Genomic DNA, 18,516 nt, shown 5'->3' with positions numbered 1-18,516 from the left:
CAGCGCCCCTGCGGTGGCCGGCGCCCCCGTCATCTGACGGTCGCAAAGCGGTCATGTCGGCTACATCGCCAGGCCCGAGCATGCCGGAAACCGGGAGGCCCGCCATGCGCTATGCCATCGTCACCGAGACCTATCCGCCGGAAGTCAACGGCGTCGCCCTCACCGTACAGGGCCTGGAGCAGGGTCTGCGTGCAGCCGGACACGAGATCGACCTCGTCCGCCCCCGCCAGTCCACCGAAGCGCTGGATTCGGCACCCGGCACCTTGCTGGTTCCCGGCGCTGCCCTGCCCCGCTACCCCGGCCTGCGCTTCGGCCTGCCAGCCCCGATCCGGCTGGGCCGCCATTGGCAGAATCAGCGTCCGGATGCGGTCTACATCGCCACAGAAGGTCCACTCGGCTGGTCGGCACTGCGTACCGCACGTCGCCTCGGCATTCCGGTCGCCAGCGGCTTCCACACCCGCTTCGACGAGTACCTGCCCGACTATGGCGTGGCATGGCTGCAGGCCGCGGCCATGCGCTGGATGCGCCGCTTCCACAACCAGGCGGACGCTACCCTGGTGCCGACCCGCGAACTGCAGCAGTTCCTCGGCGAACAGGGCTTCGAACGCGTGCGCCTGCTGGCCCGTGCGGTGGACAGCCAGCAGTTCGATCCAGGCCGGCGCGACCCTGCACTACGCGAGGAATGGGGCGTGGATGGCAACGGCCTGGTGGCGATCTATGTCGGCCGCATTGCTGCCGAGAAGAACCTCGGCCTGGCGGTGAAGGCATTCCGCCGCCTGCAGCAGATCCGGCCCAAGGCACGCTTTGTATGGGTGGGTGACGGCCCGGCCCGCGAGAAGCTGGCACATGAAAATCCCGATTTCATCTTCTGTGGCATCCAGCGCGGCGATGCGCTGGCCCGCCACTTCGCCAGCGGCGATCTGTTCCTGTTCCCCAGCCGCAGCGAGACATTCGGCAACGTGACTCTGGAAAGCATGGCCAGCGGTGTGGCCACCGTGGCCTTCGACTACGGCGCCGCGCGTGAGTACCTGCGCAACGGCGAGAACGGCGCAGCGGTGGACAGCGACGAGCAGTTCATCGAGGCCGCCGTGCAACTGGCCGCCGATGACGCGAAACGCCACGAACTGGGCGGCAATGCTGCACGCGCGATGAAGCGATTGCATCCACAGCAGGTGGTGGCCGAGTTCGATGCGTTGCTGGCCGAGCTTGCGCAGTCGCGGAGGAGCGGCCATGCGCACCACGCCGCTTGAACTGCTGGCAGGGCGCGAGGCGCGCTTGTGCCGGCGGGCGAACCATTACTGCCGGCGCCGCCGCGTGCGCCGCCTGTTCTCGGTCATCAGCCGTCTCGGCGATGGCGTGTTCTGGTATGTGCTGATGGCCGCGCTGGTGGTGCTGGATGGCTTCGATGGCCTGCGCGCCTCGGTGCACATGGCCGCCACCGGCCTGGCCGCATTGCTGCTGTACAAGGGCCTCAAGCGCTGGACGCGGCGCCCGCGGCCTTACGCGGCCGACCTGCGCATCCGCGCCTGGGTGGCGCCGCTGGACGAGTTCAGTTTCCCCTCCGGGCACACCCTGCACGCAGTGTCGTTCACCATCGTCGCACTGGCCTATTACCCCTGGCTGGCACCCTTGCTGGTACCGTTCACCCTCGGTGTCGCGCTGTCGCGGGTGGTGCTGGGCCTGCACTATCCTTCCGACGTGCTCGCTGCCACGGGCATCGCCGTCCTGCTGGCTTCGGCCAGCCTGACCTGGCTGCCGCTGCCGGTGTAGCCCAGGGATCAGATCGCTTTTCCGCCGGAAAGGGATCCGACCCCGCCGCTCCCGCGGCGCTACCATCATCATTGATGGCCTAGAATGCAGGCATGACCACGTTGTTCATTTCCGACCTGCACCTGGACCCCAGCCGTCCGGAGATCACCGACCTGTTCCTGCGCTTCCTGCGCGAGCAGGCGCCCGACGCCGATGCGCTGTACATTCTCGGCGACCTGTTCGAGGCCTGGATTGGCGACGACACGCCCTCTCCGGCCGCCGATGCGGTGGCCGATGCGTTGAAGGTGCTGTCCGACAGCGGCGTGCCCGTGTACTTCATCCGCGGCAACCGCGATTTCCTGCTTGGCGAGGACTATGCGCGCCGTGCCGGCCTGCGCATCCTGCCCGACCCGTGCGTGATCGAGCTGTACGGCCGCCCGGTGCTGCTGCAGCATGGTGACCTGCTGTGCACCGATGACATCCCCTACCAGCAGTTCCGTGCGCAGACCCGCGACCCGGTGTTCCAGGCGCAGTTCCTGTCGCAGCCGCTGGCCGCACGCATCGCCTTCGCGCAGAAGGCGCGCGAGGCGAGCCAGGCCCGCCAGTCGGAAATGAAGCAGGGCGATCGTGCACAGTTCGAAACCGTCACCGACGTGGCTCCGGCCGAAGTCGATGCCACCTTTGTCCGCCACGGCGTGGACACCATGATCCATGGCCATACCCACCGCCCGGCCATCCATACGCTGCAGGCCGGCGGCCGCGACCGCATCCGTATCGTGCTGGGTGACTGGTACGAACAGGGTTCGGTGCTGCGTGTGGATGCCAGTGGCTGGTCGCTGGATACCCTGCCCCGCGGGTAATTCCCGCCGGCAGGAAATCCGCGGCCGCACAAGGCGGCCGCGGACAGTACAGACTCAGCGGAAGGCCGCGATGGTGGCCTTGGTGTTGACCAGCACGCGCTGGTTGTCAGCGGTACTGGCATTGCCCATCGGGATGCCGTTGTAGCTGATGTTCGGGTTGGACCAGTAGTTCAGGCGCGGGCAGCTGCGGGTGCAGTTGTAGGCCATGATCGTGCGCCAGCCGGTGCCGCTGGACGGCTCATAGCGGTAGCCGTGGCCATAGGCGTAGGGCGATGTGCTCGGGTCGGTAGCGATGTCATGCCGCGCGCTCTGCAGGTGGCCGATCTCATGCGCGAATGAGTAGTAGCCGGTCGCGCAATCCCAGTACACCGCCGCGAACGCCGTCGACGCGGTCGAGCCGATCCCCGAGGCCAGGCCGCAGTAGGCACTGTTGTTGATCAGCAGCACGCCGACATCGGCCGCGGTGGTGTTGCGGCTGGTGTGGATGCTGTCCATGTAGCCGTCGCTGGTGCCACGGAAACGCGACAGGTCGGTGGTGAAGTTGCCGGACTCGCTGTAGTTGGTGGTCTCGTAACCGGCCAGTTGCAGCGTCAGGCCGACATTGCTGTTGCCGTAGCCCTGGTTGGACTCGGCCACCGCCAGCTGCACCAGCGACTGCATGTTGCCACCATAGGCGGCGACGGCGGCATTGGTCGCCACCACCAGCACACGGATGGTCGCCGGCGTACCGGACGAAGCCTGCGCGATGCCGATGCGATCGTTGTTGCCCATCGGGATCTTCGGCAGCTGGTTGTAGTCGGCCGGATGGTCGGCCGGCATCCGCGATTCATCCACTTCCACCAGCACGTGGCGGTTGCCCAACGGGCGCAGGCGATACAGCTTTCCCTCCTTGCGGATCGAGCCGGTGATGGTGTCGCCCGAGCGCACCAGGATCAGCGAATTGCCGGGGTCGTCCTGGCCGTTGGAGGTGGCCGCGGTCAGCTTGTCCGAGGGCGAACGGAACTGGCCGTACCAGATGCTGCCGCCATCGGGCAGTGCTTCGACCCTGCTGCGCACCGCCTGCACCCGCTGGCCGAGCAGTTCGAATTCCAGCTGCGGTTGTGCAGTGGCGGCTGCATCGACACGCACTTCCTGTACCGTCGCCGTGGACGGGGTGGCCAGCAGCTTGCCCAGTGCGGGCTCGCTGTTTGCCGATGCGCGGCTGATGACCGTCACCGGCTCGAACAACGGTGCCGCATGCGCGGCCGCTGCCACCGACAAACCCAACACCAGGCCACCTGCCGCTTTGCCAATCGATCTGGACAACATTGCGTCGCTCCTTGAATGATGTGAACAGCGTTGATGCAGCACGACCCGGTTTGCCGGGTTTGGCCATATGGCCTGCGCGGGGCGTGTGAATTCAATAGGCGAGAGAAGTGAAAATCAGGATTTGTGATCGACCGCATCTGGGTTAAGTAAGGTCAAAAGCGCCACTACACGTCGCCAATACACCGCTTTCGCGCTACCGTGACGCAGCCACGACGGGGAATGCACATGGCACCATCGCTGGACACGGACGAAGATGTCGGCTTGCTGCGGATCGGGCTGTTCTTCGATGGCACCCGCAACAACGCACACAACCTGGCCCGTGGCAGGCCCCAGCCGCCGCAGCCGCGCCCGGCGCAGCTGCGTGCGGATGACGATTCGACCTACCAGAGCCGGTTGACCAGCAGCTACGACAATGGCCTGACCAACATCGCCCGCCTGCAGCAGCTGTACCCGGACAGCCGCAGCGGGACATCGGCGGCCCCCTCGCTGTCGATCTACGTGGAAGGTGTCGGTACCCGCAATGACGCCGACGACGACCTGATCGGACTGGCGTTCGGCATTGGCGCCAGCGGTGTGCGCGCCAAAGTGCGACGCGCGCTGCAGGTGCTGCTGCCGGCAGCACTGGGTGCACTCGCTACGCGCTGGCAGCGACCACTGCGTGGCGTGCAGCTGGATCTGTTCGGCTTTTCACGGGGTGCGGCCGCCGCGCGCGATGTGGCCAACCAGTTGCAGGCCTGGGATCGCACCCGCTGGCGGCAGCTGTTGCAGGCCGCTGGCCTGTCCTGCACAACGGACTTCGCCCCGGCCGATCCGCCGCTGCGCTTCATCGGCCTGTTCGACACGGTGGTTGCGGTCAGCGGTGGCCGTGCCGACGAACAACCTCATCTCGCGCTGCATGCAGGCGTTGCCAGGCAGGTGCTGCAACTGAGCGCGCGTGACGAGCATCGCCAGCACTATCCATTGACCAGCGTGGCGCCAGCGTTCACCGAGATCGCCCTGCCCGGCGTACACGCCAACATCGGCGGCGGCTACAACCAGCTCGAAGAAGGGCCCAAGCTGCTCAGTCGCCCGCGCCGGCAGCTGCTGCGCCGCCCGAGCGTGGCCGAGTACCAGACGCCACCGCTGGCGATCCTGCAGGCGACCACGGCCTACGCCGAGGCACAGGCCGACGCCGAGCGCTGGCGGCAGCAGTTGGGCCTGGACCAAAGGGAAGTCTGGGTGGATGTCTGGCACCAGTGGCAGCAACAGCGTCGCGCCGGCAGCCGCAGCGTAGTGCTGTCACCGGTGCTGTACGTGACGGCGGCCGTGGTGTTGCGCCGGCGCATCGACTGGCGCTACCAGCTGATCGCGCTTCAGGTGATGCAGCAGCATGCCATCGATGCCGGCGTGCAATGGACGGCCAATGCCAACGCAGTCCCCGGCTGGGAGCTGCCGTCGGCCCTGCAACCGATCGCACGACGGCTGGTGGCCGGACAGCCACTGACGCAAACCCAGGAGGCGCTGTTGCGACGGCGTTACCTGATGCAGTCGGCGCACTGGAACTTCGACGCGCTGGGCGACACCGCACTGACCTACGCTGCCGACGCCGGCGTCAGCGAGCTGCCGTACCGGCCGGGCCCCGGCCTGTTCTACATCAACCGGCCCACCGTGGATGGCAAGCGCGTGGTGCTGCCCAACGCATGAAAAAGGGGACGGAGGGGATTAAGTCGTTTTGGCACAAACGACTTGATCCCTCCGTCCCCTTTTCTTCAACCGGCCTGCTCGACCAGGTTGGCGAGTTCGTCCGCATCGAATCCGGCCAGCAGGCGCGCTTCCATGTTGAACGGCCCATGCAGGTAGCCGCCGGCGTACTCCACCAGCAGCTCCTTGAAACGCGCGCGCGGCTCGACACCGGCGCGGTCGCAGTACCAGCGATACCAGCGCGAACCGGCGGCAACATGCGCTACTTCCTCACGCAGGATCACCTCCAGCACATCGGCGGTTTCGCCATCGCCGACATTGCGCAGCTTCTCGATCATGCCCGGGGTGACGTCAAGGCCACGCGCTTCCAGCACGCGCGGCACCAGCGCCATGCGCGCCAGGCCATCATGCGCGGTCTTTTCGCACATTTCCCACAGACCGTTGTGTGCGGGGAAATCCGCATAGTCGTGGCCATGCACCTGCAGGCGCTCGCGCAGCAGCATGAAATGCCGCGATTCGTCATCGGCACAGCTGACCCAATCAGCATGGAACGCCGACGGCAGGCCCCGGAACCGGTACACCGCGTCCCAGGCCAGGTCGATCGCGTTGAGCTCGATATGGGCAATCGCGTGGATGAAGGCAGCCCGCCCTTCCACGCCGCCCAGTCCACGCCGTGGCACCTCGCGCGGATGCACCAGCACCAGTCGTCCCGGACGACCCGGCATGCAGATCGGATCCGGCGGCGGCGCATCCGCGGCCACCTTCAGGCGACCGGCACGGAACGCGGCCGCATACGCCCGGGTCAATGCGACCTTGCGCAGCGGATCGGCTTCAGCCAGGCACTGCTGCGCAGCGCGCAGCAGGTCGCCACCAACGTCGGGCACATCCACCACGCCTGATCCTCAGGCGCGACGCTTGTGCTTGGCATCGTCCGAACGCAACTGCTGGATACGCTCGAAGTAGCCCGGCTCGATACCGGTCGGGTAGTGGCCGTTGAAGCAGGACGAATCGAAGCTGCGCAGCGCCGGGTTGCCTTCGCTCACCGCCGCTTCCATGTCTTCCAGGTCCTGGTAGATCAGCCAGTCGCAGCCCAGGTGGGCCTCGATCTCTTCCACCGTGCGGTTGTGCGCGACCAGCTCTTCGGCCGCCGGCATGTCGATGCCGTAGATGTTCGGGTAACGCACCGGCGGTGCGGCGCTGGCCAGGTAGACCTTGCGCGCGCCGGCATCACGGGCCATCTGCACGATCTGCTGGCTGGTGGTGCCACGCACGATCGAATCGTCCACCAGCAGCACCACGCGGTTGCGGAACTCCAGGTGGATCGGGTTGAGCTTGCGGCGCACCGACTTCACGCGTTCACCCTGCCCCGGCATGATGAAGGTGCGGCCGATGTAGCGGTTCTTGATGAAGCCTTCGCGGTACTTCACCCCGAGCACATTGGAGATCTCCAGCGCGGCATCGCGCGAGGTATCCGGGATCGGGATGATGGTGTCGATGTCATGGTCCGGGCGCAGGCGCAGGATCTTCTCGCCCAGCTTGATGCCCATGCGCATGCGTGCCTTGTGCACCGAGACGTTGTCGATCATCGAATCCGGGCGCGCGAAGTAGACGTATTCGAAGATGCATGGTGTGTGCTCGGCCGGCTCGGCGCAGATTTCCGAGAACAGCTCGCCGCGCGCGGTGATCACCAGCGCTTCGCCCGGCTGCACGTCACGCACGCGCTGGAAACCCAGCACGTCCAGTGCGGCCGACTCGGACGCCACGATGTACTCGTCGCCTTCTGCGTGGCTGCGCTTGCCCAGCACCAGCGGGCGGATGCCATGCGGGTCGCGGAAGGCCACCAGGCCCAGGCCCAGCACTACGCTGACCACTGCATAGCCGCCCTTGCAGCGGCGGTGCACGCCGGCCACCGCGCGGATCGCGGCTTCCGGGCTGAGCTGGCGCTGCTGCTCCAGTTCGTAGGCGAACACGTTCAACAGCACTTCGCTGTCCGAATCGGTGTTGACGTTGCGCCGGTCCTGTTCGAACACCTGCTGGCGCAGCGCCTCGGTGTTGATCAGGTTGCCGTTGTGGGCCAGCGCGATGCCGTAAGGCGAATTCACGTAGAACGGCTGTGCCTCGTCCATGCCTTCCGAACCTGCCGTCGGATAGCGCACGTGCGCGATGCCGACGCTGCCTTCCAGCGTGGACATGGTACGGGCGTCGAACACATCGCGGACCAGGCCGGTAGCCTTCTGCACCCGCAGGCGGCTGCCGTTGGCGGTGGCGATACCTGCCGCGTCCTGGCCGCGGTGCTGGAGAACGGTCAAGCCGTCATACAACTGCCCGGCGACGTTCTGGTTGCCGACGATTCCGACGATGCCACACATGGTGCGAGGTCTCCGCTGGGCTGTGCCCAGTTACAAGGAAGGTGGCCGTACCTGGCCGCGGTGGTCGCCGCGCCTGCGGTCGACATTGGCCGGATCGTCCGGCTCGATACTGTCCGGCAGTGCTGGGGCGTCCGGGCGCACTTCGGCCGGATCGTATGCATCGCCCTGTTCCGCTTTCGCAGGCCGCAGCCATCCGCTGCCTGCCACTACCTGGTTGAGGATGCCATTATCGCCTGCCGCGCCCGGCTTTCCCAACCCGGCGCCTGCGTTCTTCCCCAATTCCATCAATGCAGATGGGGACAGCATGTCGGTCGGCAAGGCCTTGGGCAGCATATCGGCGCCCGGTACCTGCCAGCGCGGCAGCTTCCCGTTCATCCAGGTCACGGCCGGATTCAGCACCGGGCGAACCGCCGAGCGCTTCCAGGAGGGCTCGGCGGTCAGCGGGGTGAAGCCGGCCAGCAGCACCAGGATCGCCGCGATCAGGCCACCTCGCACGGCCCCCAGTACACCGCCCAGCAACCGGTCCAGGCTGGTCAGCATGCTGCGGTGGATCATCGCCTTGATGACCATGCCGATCACCGCGACCACGATCATCACGCCGATGCCCACGCCCAGGTAGCCGCCGACGAAATGTTCGCCGCCAGGTGCGGCGGGCGCCGCCCACCAGCGCGCGGCATCGTTGCCGAAGGCGAAGGCCGCCCACGCGGCCAGCAGCCACGACAACGTGCCGATGACGATTCCCACGAAGCCACGCAGCATCCCGAGCAGGGTCGAGGCGGCGATCACGATCAGCAGCACCACGTCGATCATGGCGCCCCGCTCCTTCGGCGGCGCTGGCAACGGGCCTGCGCGTCGGTCATGGGTGCGGTCGGACCATGCCGGCGACGCCAACCTTGGCGGCGACCTGCGCCTTCAGCTGTTCGGCGTCAGCCCGGTTGGCCACCGGTCCGACACGGACGCGATGCAGGGTGCCCTTTTCGGTACGCACCTGCTCGACGAAGGCGCTGAAGCCGGCAGCACGGACCTTGTCACGCAGCGCATTGGCATCGCTGGCCTGACCGAACGCGCCCAGCTGCACGGCGAAGCCGACGCCGCTGGCCGCCGGTGCAGCCGGCGTGGTCGGTGCCGTCGCCGGCTTGCTGGCGGTGGCCTCCGGCTTCGGCGCCGGCTTCGGCGGCTCGGGCTTGGCCGCCGGAGTGGCCGTCGCAGTCGGCGGCAGGCTTTCGCTGCGCACCGGGTTGCTGCTGGCGGACGGCGAGGTGGCTGCGGACGGGGTACTGGCACTTGGCGTAGCCGGTGCCGGTGCCGGTGCCGGGGTAGCTGCCACAGGGGCGCTGCTGCCCGTTGCGGCATCCAGGGTGATCACTTCGGCCTTCACATCGGCGCGGATCTTCACCGCCTGCAGCCGGGCCGCCTCGGCCTGTGCACGGTCGGCATACGGCCCCACGCGCACACGCCATGCCTGACGGCCGTTGATGGTAGTCGCTTCTGCGAAGCCCGGCAGCTGCGAGCGCTGCAGGTAGGCGATCACGGCATCGGCGTCGGCCTTGCTGCCGTATGCGCCGAAAGTGACGGCGTAGTTGCCGGCGGCAACCGCCGGGGACGTGTCCACGGTCGGTGGCGTGGCCGGCGTGGCGGCTTCCTGCAGCGGCTTGGCCTGCCCGGTCTGCAGGCCGGTAGCCCCACCGGCCGGGGCCACCAGCGGCAGTTCACGGGTTTCGAACTGGCCATCGGCCGGTGCATCCGGCGCGGCGATCGGCACCGAGGCCACGCCGCTGTCCGGTGCAGGCCCCTTGACCAGCATCGGCAGGAAAATCACGGCCAGTGCAACCAGCACGATGGCACCAATCAGACGCTGTTTCAGAGGCGTATCCACGTGAGGCGGCAACTGTCCGGAGGTTGCGGTCGATTATACGGGTGCCGGACCGGACGGCGTCGGGATTGGCTGAACGTGGCTCAGGCGCTGCCCTGCAACCACTGCAATGCGGCGGCAGCGGTATGGAAGGAGCCAAACACCAGTACGCGGTCACCGCGCTCGGCCCGGGCCAGTACCTGCGCCAGCGCCTGTTCGACCGAAGCGGCCAGCTGCGCGCAGCCAGCAGCGGTCTCGGCCAGGCGCGCCTGCAACTGGTCGGCACTCTGGCCACGCGGGCCGTCCAGGCCGGCAAGGGTCCACTCGGCAACCACGCCCTGCAATGCCTGCACCACACCCACCGCGTCCTTGTCCTGCAATGCGGCATACACCGCCAAGGTGCGCCCGGCCGACGCCTCGGCCTTCAGCGCGCGCGCCAGCTGGCCCGCCGCCTGCGGGTTATGCCCGACGTCGACGCGGATCTGCACACCGCCACGCTCGAACGCCTGCAGGCGGCCCGGAATGCGCGCCGCCGCGATACCGGCGGCCCACGCCGCGCGCGGCACCGGCTTGTCCAGCGCGCGCAGCGCGGCGATGGCCGCACCGGCATTGGCCAGCTGGATCGGGCCGGCCAGCGCCGGGGTCGGCAGTTCCATGCGCAGGCCGACATCGCGCCAGCGCCAGCGCTGGGCGTCGATCGGCTCGTAGAAGTAATCGCTGCCGCCGCGGATCGCGTTGGCACCGACCAGGTAGGCACGCGCGAGCACGCTCGAGGGCGGGTCGGTCTCGCCCAGGATCACCGGCTTCCAGCCGCGGATGATGCCGGCCTTCTCGGTGCCGATCGCCTCGCGGTCCTCGCCCAGCCATTCGGCGTGGTCGATGTCCACGGTGGTGATCACCGCCACGTCGGCGTCGACGATGTTGACCGCATCCAGGCGGCCGCCCAGGCCCACTTCCAGCACCGCCAGGTCCAGCCCGGCGTCGGCGAACAGCTGCAGCGCAGCCAGCGTGCCGTACTCGAAATAGGTCAGCGTGGTCTCGCCACGCGCGGCCTCGACCGCACTGAACGCAGCGACCAGCGCGGCATCGTCCACGTCCTGGCCGTCGATGCGCACGCGCTCGTTGTAGCGCAGCAGGTGCGGCGAGGTGTACGCGCCGACCTTCCAGCCGGCGGCACGTGCAATGGCTTCGATGAAGGCCACGGTGGAGCCCTTGCCGTTGGTGCCACCGACCACGATGGTGCGCTTGCCCGGCGCCCCCAGGCCCATCGCCGTGGCCACGGCGCGCACGCGCTCCAGGCCCATGTCGATGCTCGCCGGATGCTGGCGTTCAATGTAGTCCAGCCAGTCGGCCAGGGTGGTCGGGGTGTTCGTCACGGCAGCGGTTCCAGCAGAAGCAGTTGGTGCGAGGGGATCGATCAGAGTGCGCGGTGCTTGGCTTCGCCGAAGAACGGCGTGTGGTGGGCGCAGTCGTTCAGGCGCACCACTTCCAGGCTGTCAAGGTCGGCGCCTTCGAGCAGGTTGAGCGTGGTCGGTGCCTGGCGGAAGGTCCACAGGCGGGAGATCGGCAGGCCCAGCACCTTGCACAGGATCACGCGGTTCACCGCGTCGTGGGCGACCACCAGCAGGGTGTCGTGCTCGCCGAGGCCGTCGGTGGCGCGGGCCAGGCCGCGCCAGCTGCGCTCCAGCACCAGGCGCAGCGATTCGCCGCCGGGCATCAGCACGGTATCCGGCTCCTCGCGCCAGGCCTGCAGGCGCGACGGATCCTTCTCGTGGATCTCGCTGGCCAGCAGCCCTTCCCATTCGCCGTGGGCGATTTCCTGCAGTTCCGGCTCGGTCAGCAGCATGTCGGCACGTGCGGCGCCAAGCGCCAGCTGCGCGGTGCGCTGCGCGCGCGACAGCGGCGAAGCGACGGCACGGGTAATGTCGACCGAGGCCAGGCGGGCACCCAGTGCCTGGGCCTGGGCTTCGCCGATCGGCGACAGCGGGATGTCGATCTGGCCCTGATAGCGGCCTTCGGCGTTCCACGGCGTTTCACCGTGGCGGGCAAGCAGGATGCGCATGCGTGCAAGGGGTCCTGGGGGGAGGAGGTTCCCGCGTTTCGTTCACATCCTGTGAAGTGCGCGGAACACGGATGATACCTGTTCGGCGCGCCGGGTCGGGGCGGGCATGAAAAAACCCCGCGACGTGGGTCGCGGGGTTTCGAGAACTCCGGCTGTCTGGTCGAGGTTGCCGGCCAGCGGCCGGCACTACCGCAACCGGTTTATTTCGCCAGGTTCAGTTCCTTCAGCAGCTGCGGCGCGGGCGCCACTTCCTGCATGATCCACTGCATGTAGCGGCTGTCGACGGCGATCATGCGGGTCATCACCGGGTCGAACACCCAGTTGGAGCTGACCGATTCCCAGTTGCCGTCGAATGCCAGGCCGACCAGCCTGCCGTTGGCGTCCAGCACCGGCGAACCCGAGTTGCCGCCGGTGATGTCCAGGTTGGACAGGAAGTTCACCGGCACCGAGCCGATGCGCTTGTCTTCCAGGCCGCCATAACGCTTGGCCTTGACCGCATCGAGCAGCGCCTTCGGCGAATCGAACGGATCTTCACCGGTTTCCTTCGCCGCCACGCCTTCCAGGGTGGTGAACGGGGTGTACTTCACGCCGTCCTTGCCGTAGCCCATGACGTTGCCGAAGGTGATGCGCAGCGACAGGTTGGCGTCCGGGTAGACGAACTCGCCCTGGCTCTTCTTGTAGTCGGCCACGGCCTGCAGGTACAGCGGACGCGCGGTCAGCGATTCACCTTCGCGGATCTTCTTCTGCTCTTCCTGCTTCAGCAGTGCCGGCATGACAGCCACGGCGTACTGGATGGCCGGATCGCTGCTGGCTTCAAACGCGGCACGGTCGGCCTTGAACCACTTCAGGCGTGCGTCCAGGCTGCCGAGCTCGGTGCCCGACAGCTTGCCCACCAGCGCCTTGACTGCGTTGGCATCGCTACCGGCCAGCCACTTGTTCAGCACTTCATTGTCGCGCTGCGCGGCCGGCAGAGCCACGTACTGCTCCAGCCAGTAGGCCTGCAGCTGCTGGTCCATCTTCGCCACGTAGCGGCGGTCCATCTGCTTCAGGCCACCTTCAATGGTGGTCAGGTCGCGTTCCTGGTAACCGGCTTCGCGCTCGGCATCCGGCTTGCTGCGCTCGATCGACAGGCGGTACAGGGTGATTGCCGCGCCAACGGCCGAGGTGTTGTTGAACTGACCAACGAACAGGTCGCGTTCGCGGGTCGACTTGCTGGTATCCAGATGCTTGAGCAGCTGCGCATGTGCGGCCAGCGCGGGCTTGCCGGCAGCGCCCTGCTTCTTCAGCCACGCCAGCACGGCGGCCTCTTCCGCCTGTTTCTGGCCGGCGGCGTCGATGCGCTTGAAGCCTTCCAGCTGGCCCAGGTAGTTCTTGGCCACGTTGTTCATGCTGGCGGCGGTGGCGGCGTACTTCACCTTGACGTCGGCGTCGGCCTTGCCGGCGTCGGCGATCATCTTCAGCACGGCGTTGTAGTGCTTGGCGATGGTCGGGTAGGTGAAGCTGGCGGTTTCGTTGAACTCACCGGCCAGCGCATAGCGGTTGGTGCGGCCCGGGTAGCCGGCCACCATCACGAAGTCGTCGGCGCCCAGCGGCTGGTCGGCGAACTTCAGGAAGTGCTTGGGCTGGTACGGCACGTTGTCGGCGGCGAAGGCGGCCGGCTTGCCATCCTTGCCGACGTAGGCGCGGTAGAACGAGAAATCGCCGGTGTGGCGCGGCCACATCCAGTTGTCGACGTCGCCGCCGAACTTGCCGACGCTGCCCGGAGGCGCGTAGACCAGGCGCACGTCCTTGATTTCCATGTTGCGGAACAGGCGATAGGTGTTGCCGCCGGAGAAGCTGTACAGGCGGCAGCGGAAGCCGGCATCGGCTTCACAGGCGGCAACCTGGGCCTTGTCGAAGGCGTCCAGCGCGCGACTGCGGGCCAGCGGGTCGTTGCCGGCGGCGGCGATGGCGGCCTTGGCCTGGGCGGTGACGTCGGTGATCTGGTCGAGCACGAACACGCGGGCGTTCGGGCCGGCGCTCAGTTCATCCTTCAGGGTCGGTGCGTTGAAGCCGTCCTTGATCAGGTTCTTCTGCGCGGTCGAATTGAGCTGGATGGCGCCATACGCGCAGTGGTGGTTGGTGACCACCAGGCCCTGCGGCGAGACGAAGCTGGCGGTGCAGCCCCCCAGCGCAACCACCGCACCCATCGGGTCACCGGTCAGGTTGGCCAGCTGCTCCGGGGACAGCTTCAGGCCAGCCTTCTGCAGCGGCCCGGCGATTTCCGGCAGCTGCTGCGGCACCCACATGCCTTCTGCGGCGTGGGCGACCTGGACCAGCCCAAGGCTGGCGACGATGGAAAATGCAAGCAGGTTCGAGCGCATGGAGCGGCCCCTGGTAGTGGAACCCTCGATTGTAGCCCGCCGCCCTGCCCCGGCCCGAACCCCGGAAGTCATGCAATCGGATGCTTCCACCGTTCAGCGTCTCCACTGCGATCGGACGGAGGCGGGAGGCCAGGCCGATGCAGGACACGCCGTAAACCCCGCTCCGCGGCCCGACCCAGCCGCTGGCGGCTGTGCGTTCTGGCGCTTGCGAAGCAGTGCTTCGCAAGCAAAGCGCCCTCACCCATGGGGGCTCGGTCGCGCCATCCATGGCGCTCACGGTCCTGCATCGGCCTGGCCTCCCGTCTCCCGACAATTTCCTGGCCTCGGACGGTAGCGCCGGGCCATGCCCGGCGAGTGCAGCGGCCACATTCGAAACGCCCGCCGGCGCACGCCTTTCGTTCCGCCAAAGCACCCGCAGCGCAACATGGGAAATCCGCGCGGCACCCTATAATCCGCGCTTTCCCCCTGATGAGTTCCACCCCGATGGCGCAGCAAACGATGAAGGCCCTGGTCAAGCGCGAAGCAGCCAAGGGCATCTGGATGGAAGAGGTTCCGGTGCCGACTCCGGGCCCCAACCAGGTGTTGATCAAGCTCGAGAAGACCGCGATCTGCGGTACCGACCTGCACATCTACCTGTGGGACGAGTGGAGCCAGCGCACGATCAAGCCGGGCCTGACCATCGGCCATGAATTCGTCGGCCGCATTGCCGAAATCGGCCCGGGCGTGACCGGCTACGAGATCGGCCAGCGCGTCTCGGCCGAGGGCCACATCGTCTGCGGCCACTGCCGCAACTGCCGTGGCGGTCGCCCGCACCTGTGCCCGAACACCGTCGGCATCGGCGTCAACGTCAATGGTGCCTTCGCCGAATACATGGTGATGCCGGCCAGCAACCTGTGGCCGATCCCGGACCAGATCCCGTCGGAGCTGGCCGCGTTCTTCGACCCGTACGGCAACGCTGCGCACTGCGCACTGGAATTCGACGTGATCGGTGAGGACGTGCTGATCACCGGCGCGGGCCCGATCGGCATCATCGCCGCCGGCATCTGCAAGCACATCGGTGCGCGCAACGTGGTGGTGACCGACGTCAACGACTTCCGCCTGAAGCTGGCCGCCGACATGGGTGCCACCCGCGTGGTCAACGTCGCCAACCAGTCGCTGAAGGACGTGATGAAGGAACTGCACATGGAGGGCTTCGATGTGGGCCTGGAAATGAGCGGCAACCCGCGTGCGTTCAACGACATGCTCGACTGCATGTACCACGGTGGCAAGATCGCCATGCTGGGCATCATGCCCAAGGGTGCCGGCTGCGACTGGGACAAGATCATCTTCAAGGGCCTGACCGTGCAGGGCATCTACGGCCGCAAGATGTACGAGACCTGGTACAAGATGACCCAGCTGGTGCTGTCCGGCTTCCCGCTCGGCAAGGTGATGACCCACCAGCTGCCGATCGACGACTTCCAGAAGGGCTTCGACCTGATGGAAGAAGGCAAGGCCGGCAAGGTCGTGCTCAGCTGGAATTGACCCGAAGGGTCAATTCCCCCGCATGTTTCCTTATCCCCGCGCCTTTGGCGCGCCCCCTTGAACAACAAGGGGGCTCTTCCCCAGATGGGATCAAGAACATCGCGGAACTGAAAAAGGCGCCCGATGGGCGCCTTTTTCGTACAACGTGCCAGGCAAGCCTGGCACCTACCGAAGCAAGGGTTACTTGCCGACGGCCACGGTCAGCAGCACGCGGCTGTGTGCCAGCTTGCCGGAGTTGTCGCGGCCGTTGCCGTCGGTGCCGTAGTAGCCGAGGCCGACGTTGAACAGGCCAAACTGGCGTTCGACGCCGACGTTCCAGTCGGTGTAGTCCTTGGCGATGCCGTCCTCGAATGTACTGCGGCCGACGTTGGCATTCAGGGTGAAGTCCTTCGGCAGGCCCCAGCTGCCGCCCAGGCCGAAGTACCAGCCATCGGTGCTGCTGTTCCAGACATCGTTGGTGTAGGCCACCGTCAGCTTGTAGGTCTCGTCCAGCGTGGTGGTGGTGATCAGCTCGTTGTAGTTCAGCTCGCTGGCACCGAGGTAGGTGTAGCGGTTCAGCAGCGCGTCGAAATTGACGCGGGGCGTGACGTCAACGCCGTAGCCGATCTGGTAGTCCACCTCAGTGCTCGGGTCGCCCGGACCGAAGTCGACGCCCGAACCCCAGACACCGGCATACAGGCCGACCGGCGAGGTGTAGGTGAAACCGGCCTGCAGGGTCGGCTTTTCGTCAGTCTGCGAGACACCACGGAACAGGTAATCGGAAACGGCGGTGACGTTCCAGCTGTACGGCGATTCGTTTTCCTGCGCACTGGCGGTGAACGGGGCGGCCAGGGTCAAGGCAGCGGCAATGGCGAGGCAGGCACGGGCGTGCTTCATGAGCGTCTCCGGTGGGGGCGGTGGCGTGGCGCGGAAGGCGGGAGCGGCCGGAGCGGGACAGCGCCGGTTCACGAATTTTTAACCCGTTTGCTATTGCGATGCAACATGTGTCCGCCGTGGCGATGCCCCGCCCGGGTCGGTTGGCAAGCGGCGATGCCCGGTAGAATTGGCGGTTTCCCGTTCAGAGCCGTGCCCACGCCATGACCGACGCCTCCTCCGCCCTGACCCGCCACTACGCCGAGGAACTGGACGCCATCCGCGCCCAGGGCCTGTTCAAGTCCGAGCGGATCATCACCAGCCCGCAGTCGGCCGAGATCACCCTCGACGACGGCCGCAAGGTGCTGAATTTCTGTGCCAACAACTACCTGGGACTGGCCGACCATCCGGACCTGATCCAGGCCGCCAAGGACGCACTCGATACCCACGGCTTCGGCATGGCCTCGGTGCGCTTCATCTGCGGCACCCAGGACCTGCACAAGCAGCTGGAGAAGCAGATCGCCGACTTCTTCGGCAAGCAGGACACCATCCTGTACGCGGCCTGCTTCGATGCCAACGGCGGCCTGTTCGAGCCGTTGCTTGGCGAGAACGACGCGATCATTTCCGATGCACTGAACCATGCTTCGATCATCGACGGCGTGCGTCTGTGCAAGGCCAAGCGCTTCCGCTACGCCAACTGTGACATGGCCGATCTGGAAGCCCAGCTGCAGGCCGCCGATGCCGCCGGCTGCAAAACCAAGCTGATCACCACCGACGGCGTGTTCTCAATGGACGGCTTCATCGCGCCGCTGGACGAGATCACCGCGCTGGCAAAGAAGTACAACGCCCTGGTACACATCGACGAATGCCATGCCACCGGCTTCCTCGGTGCCACCGGCCGCGGCTCGGCCGAGGTCAAGGGCGTGCTGGAGAAGATCGACATCATCACCGGCACTCTGGGCAAGGCCATGGGTGGCGCACTGGGCGGCTTCACCTGCGCCAGCGCCGAGGTGATCGAACTGCTGCGCCAGCGCTCGCGCCCGTACCTGTTCTCCAACTCGCTGCCGCCGCACGTGGTAGCCGCCGGCATCAAGGCGTTCGAAATGCTGGCGGCCGCTGACGACCTGCGCAGCACCCTGGCCGAGAACACCGCCTACTTCCGCGAAAAGATGACCGCCGCCGGTTTCGACGTGAAGCCGGGCGTGCATCCGATCAGCCCGGTGATGCTGTATGACGCACCGTTGGCGCAGAAGTTCGCCGAGCGCCTGCTGGAAGAAGGCATCTACGCTATCGGTTTCTTCTTCCCGGTGGTGCCCAAGGGCCAGGCCCGCATCCGTACCCAGATCAGCGCTGCGCACAGCCGCGAGCACCTGGACCGGGCAATCGACGCCTTCACCCGCATCGGTGTCGAACTGGGCGTGGTCAAGGGCTGATCACGGCCGGGGTCGGATCCCTTTCCGCAGGAAAGGGCTCTGACCCCGCACGGTCAAAGCGTGCCGACCAAGGTCGGCACCCACTGGCGTCACTTCTTTTTCTTCTTGCCCTTCGGCTCTTCCTTGCTGGCAACCACTACCGGCTTGGCGGCAGCGTCCTGGCCATTGCCCTTGGCAACGCGGATGCCGTTGGCCTTCATCCAGGCATCGAACTCATCGGCGGTCATCTTCTTGTCGCCGTTGCTCATCAGGAAGCGGTAACTGCCGCGACCATCCAGCTCCGGGGTTTTCACTTCCACCACCGGGGTCTCGGCAGGCGTTTCCGCCTTGGCCACCTTCTTGTGGCCGCCGCAGGCGGCCAGCAGCACCATCGGCAGCAGCAGGCCTGCACAGCGCAGGGTTTGATTGAGGGTCGGGTGGTACATGGCAGGCTCCGTTCGGGAAAGTCGACAGCCAGGCGCCCCCTA

General features: G+C 66.8%; 16 protein-coding genes. 6 read left to right on the top strand and 10 right to left on the bottom strand.

All coding sequences use genetic code 11. The annotated features are described in order from the left end of the window. Positions 1-104: 104 nt before the first annotated feature. From ACZ75I_RS04185 to lpxH, 3 genes are all read left to right on the top strand, one after another. The gene (locus ACZ75I_RS04185; RefSeq protein ID WP_053500127.1) at positions 105-1,250 is read left to right on the top strand and encodes a glycosyltransferase family 4 protein; all 1,146 of its coding nucleotides are present in this window, start codon (positions 105-107) and stop codon (positions 1,248-1,250) included. After that, entirely contained in the window at positions 1,231-1,770 is a 540-nt protein-coding gene (locus ACZ75I_RS04180; protein WP_005415455.1) for a phosphatase PAP2 family protein, read from the top strand. The genes ACZ75I_RS04185 and ACZ75I_RS04180 overlap by 20 nt, the downstream gene beginning before the upstream one ends. Positions 1,771-1,862: 92 nt before the next feature. Next, positions 1,863-2,609 carry a UDP-2,3-diacylglucosamine diphosphatase gene (gene lpxH, locus ACZ75I_RS04175; RefSeq protein ID WP_346476639.1) on the top strand — a complete coding sequence of 249 codons (747 nt, stop codon included), beginning with the start codon at positions 1,863-1,865 and terminating at the stop codon, positions 2,607-2,609. Positions 2,610-2,663: 54 nt separating this feature from the next. Here the strand turns inward: lpxH and ACZ75I_RS04170 are convergent, their stop codons facing one another. Next, a complete protein-coding gene (locus ACZ75I_RS04170) occupies positions 2,664-3,917 on the bottom strand; it encodes a M12 family metallo-peptidase (RefSeq protein WP_061479939.1) in 1,254 nt (417 codons plus the stop codon). A gap of 225 nt (positions 3,918-4,142) precedes the next feature. Here ACZ75I_RS04170 and ACZ75I_RS04165 point away from each other — a divergent pair, with 225 nt between their 5' ends. Further along, on the top strand, positions 4,143-5,600 hold the full coding sequence (locus ACZ75I_RS04165; protein ID WP_346476638.1) for a DUF2235 domain-containing protein: 1,458 nt from the start codon (positions 4,143-4,145) through the stop codon (positions 5,598-5,600). Positions 5,601-5,665: 65 nt separating this feature from the next. On the opposite strand, the gene ACZ75I_RS04160 is transcribed toward ACZ75I_RS04165, so the two are convergent. The 7 genes from ACZ75I_RS04160 to ACZ75I_RS04130 all read right to left on the bottom strand — a co-directional run bounded on the left by ACZ75I_RS04160 (position 5,666) and on the right by ACZ75I_RS04130 (position 14,243). Beyond that, positions 5,666-6,490 carry a ferritin-like domain-containing protein gene (locus ACZ75I_RS04160; protein WP_061479937.1) on the bottom strand — a complete coding sequence of 275 codons (825 nt, stop codon included), beginning with the start codon at positions 6,488-6,490 and terminating at the stop codon, positions 5,666-5,668. A 9-nt stretch (positions 6,491-6,499) separates the two neighbouring features. Continuing rightward, positions 6,500-7,966, bottom strand: coding sequence for an amidophosphoribosyltransferase (purF, locus tag ACZ75I_RS04155; protein WP_049414284.1), 1,467 nt, complete (start codon positions 7,964-7,966; stop codon positions 6,500-6,502). A gap of 30 nt (positions 7,967-7,996) precedes the next feature. Beyond that, positions 7,997-8,776, bottom strand: coding sequence for a CvpA family protein (locus tag ACZ75I_RS04150; protein ID WP_061479936.1), 780 nt, complete (start codon positions 8,774-8,776; stop codon positions 7,997-7,999). A gap of 46 nt (positions 8,777-8,822) precedes the next feature. Further along, on the bottom strand, positions 8,823-9,842 hold the full coding sequence (locus ACZ75I_RS04145; RefSeq protein WP_346476637.1) for an SPOR domain-containing protein: 1,020 nt from the start codon (positions 9,840-9,842) through the stop codon (positions 8,823-8,825). 80 nt (positions 9,843-9,922) lie between these two features. Next, the gene (gene folC / locus ACZ75I_RS04140) at positions 9,923-11,194 is read right to left on the bottom strand and encodes a bifunctional tetrahydrofolate synthase/dihydrofolate synthase (RefSeq protein ID WP_180868744.1); all 1,272 of its coding nucleotides are present in this window, start codon (positions 11,192-11,194) and stop codon (positions 9,923-9,925) included. Positions 11,195-11,235: 41 nt separating this feature from the next. Then, entirely contained in the window at positions 11,236-11,880 is a 645-nt protein-coding gene (locus ACZ75I_RS04135) for a histidine phosphatase family protein (protein ID WP_005415444.1), read from the bottom strand. A 200-nt stretch (positions 11,881-12,080) separates the two neighbouring features. Then, positions 12,081-14,243, bottom strand: coding sequence for a S46 family peptidase (locus tag ACZ75I_RS04130; protein ID WP_061480604.1), 2,163 nt, complete (start codon positions 14,241-14,243; stop codon positions 12,081-12,083). Positions 14,244-14,741: 498 nt separating this feature from the next. Here ACZ75I_RS04130 and tdh point away from each other — a divergent pair, with 498 nt between their 5' ends. After that, the gene (tdh, locus tag ACZ75I_RS04125; protein WP_005415442.1) at positions 14,742-15,764 is read left to right on the top strand and encodes an L-threonine 3-dehydrogenase; all 1,023 of its coding nucleotides are present in this window, start codon (positions 14,742-14,744) and stop codon (positions 15,762-15,764) included. A gap of 180 nt (positions 15,765-15,944) precedes the next feature. On the opposite strand, the gene ACZ75I_RS04120 is transcribed toward tdh, so the two are convergent. After that, positions 15,945-16,640 (bottom strand): TorF family putative porin, encoded by a 696-nt coding sequence (locus tag ACZ75I_RS04120; RefSeq protein WP_061480603.1) that lies wholly within the window; start codon positions 16,638-16,640, stop codon positions 15,945-15,947. A gap of 200 nt (positions 16,641-16,840) precedes the next feature. Here ACZ75I_RS04120 and kbl point away from each other — a divergent pair, with 200 nt between their 5' ends. Further along, complete coding sequence (gene kbl, locus ACZ75I_RS04115; RefSeq protein WP_005415440.1) at positions 16,841-18,049, top strand: glycine C-acetyltransferase; 1,209 nt, start codon at positions 16,841-16,843, stop codon at positions 18,047-18,049. 89 nt (positions 18,050-18,138) lie between these two features. On the opposite strand, the gene ACZ75I_RS04110 is transcribed toward kbl, so the two are convergent. Beyond that, positions 18,139-18,474, bottom strand: a complete 336-nt coding sequence (locus ACZ75I_RS04110) for a hypothetical protein (protein WP_005415439.1) — start codon at positions 18,472-18,474, stop codon at positions 18,139-18,141. Positions 18,475-18,516 lie beyond the last annotated feature (42 nt).

The organism is Stenotrophomonas sp. X, from assembly GCF_055721025.1.
The sequence above is the reverse complement of the archived record's forward strand: the minus strand, read 5'-3'. Positions and strand labels throughout refer to the sequence as shown.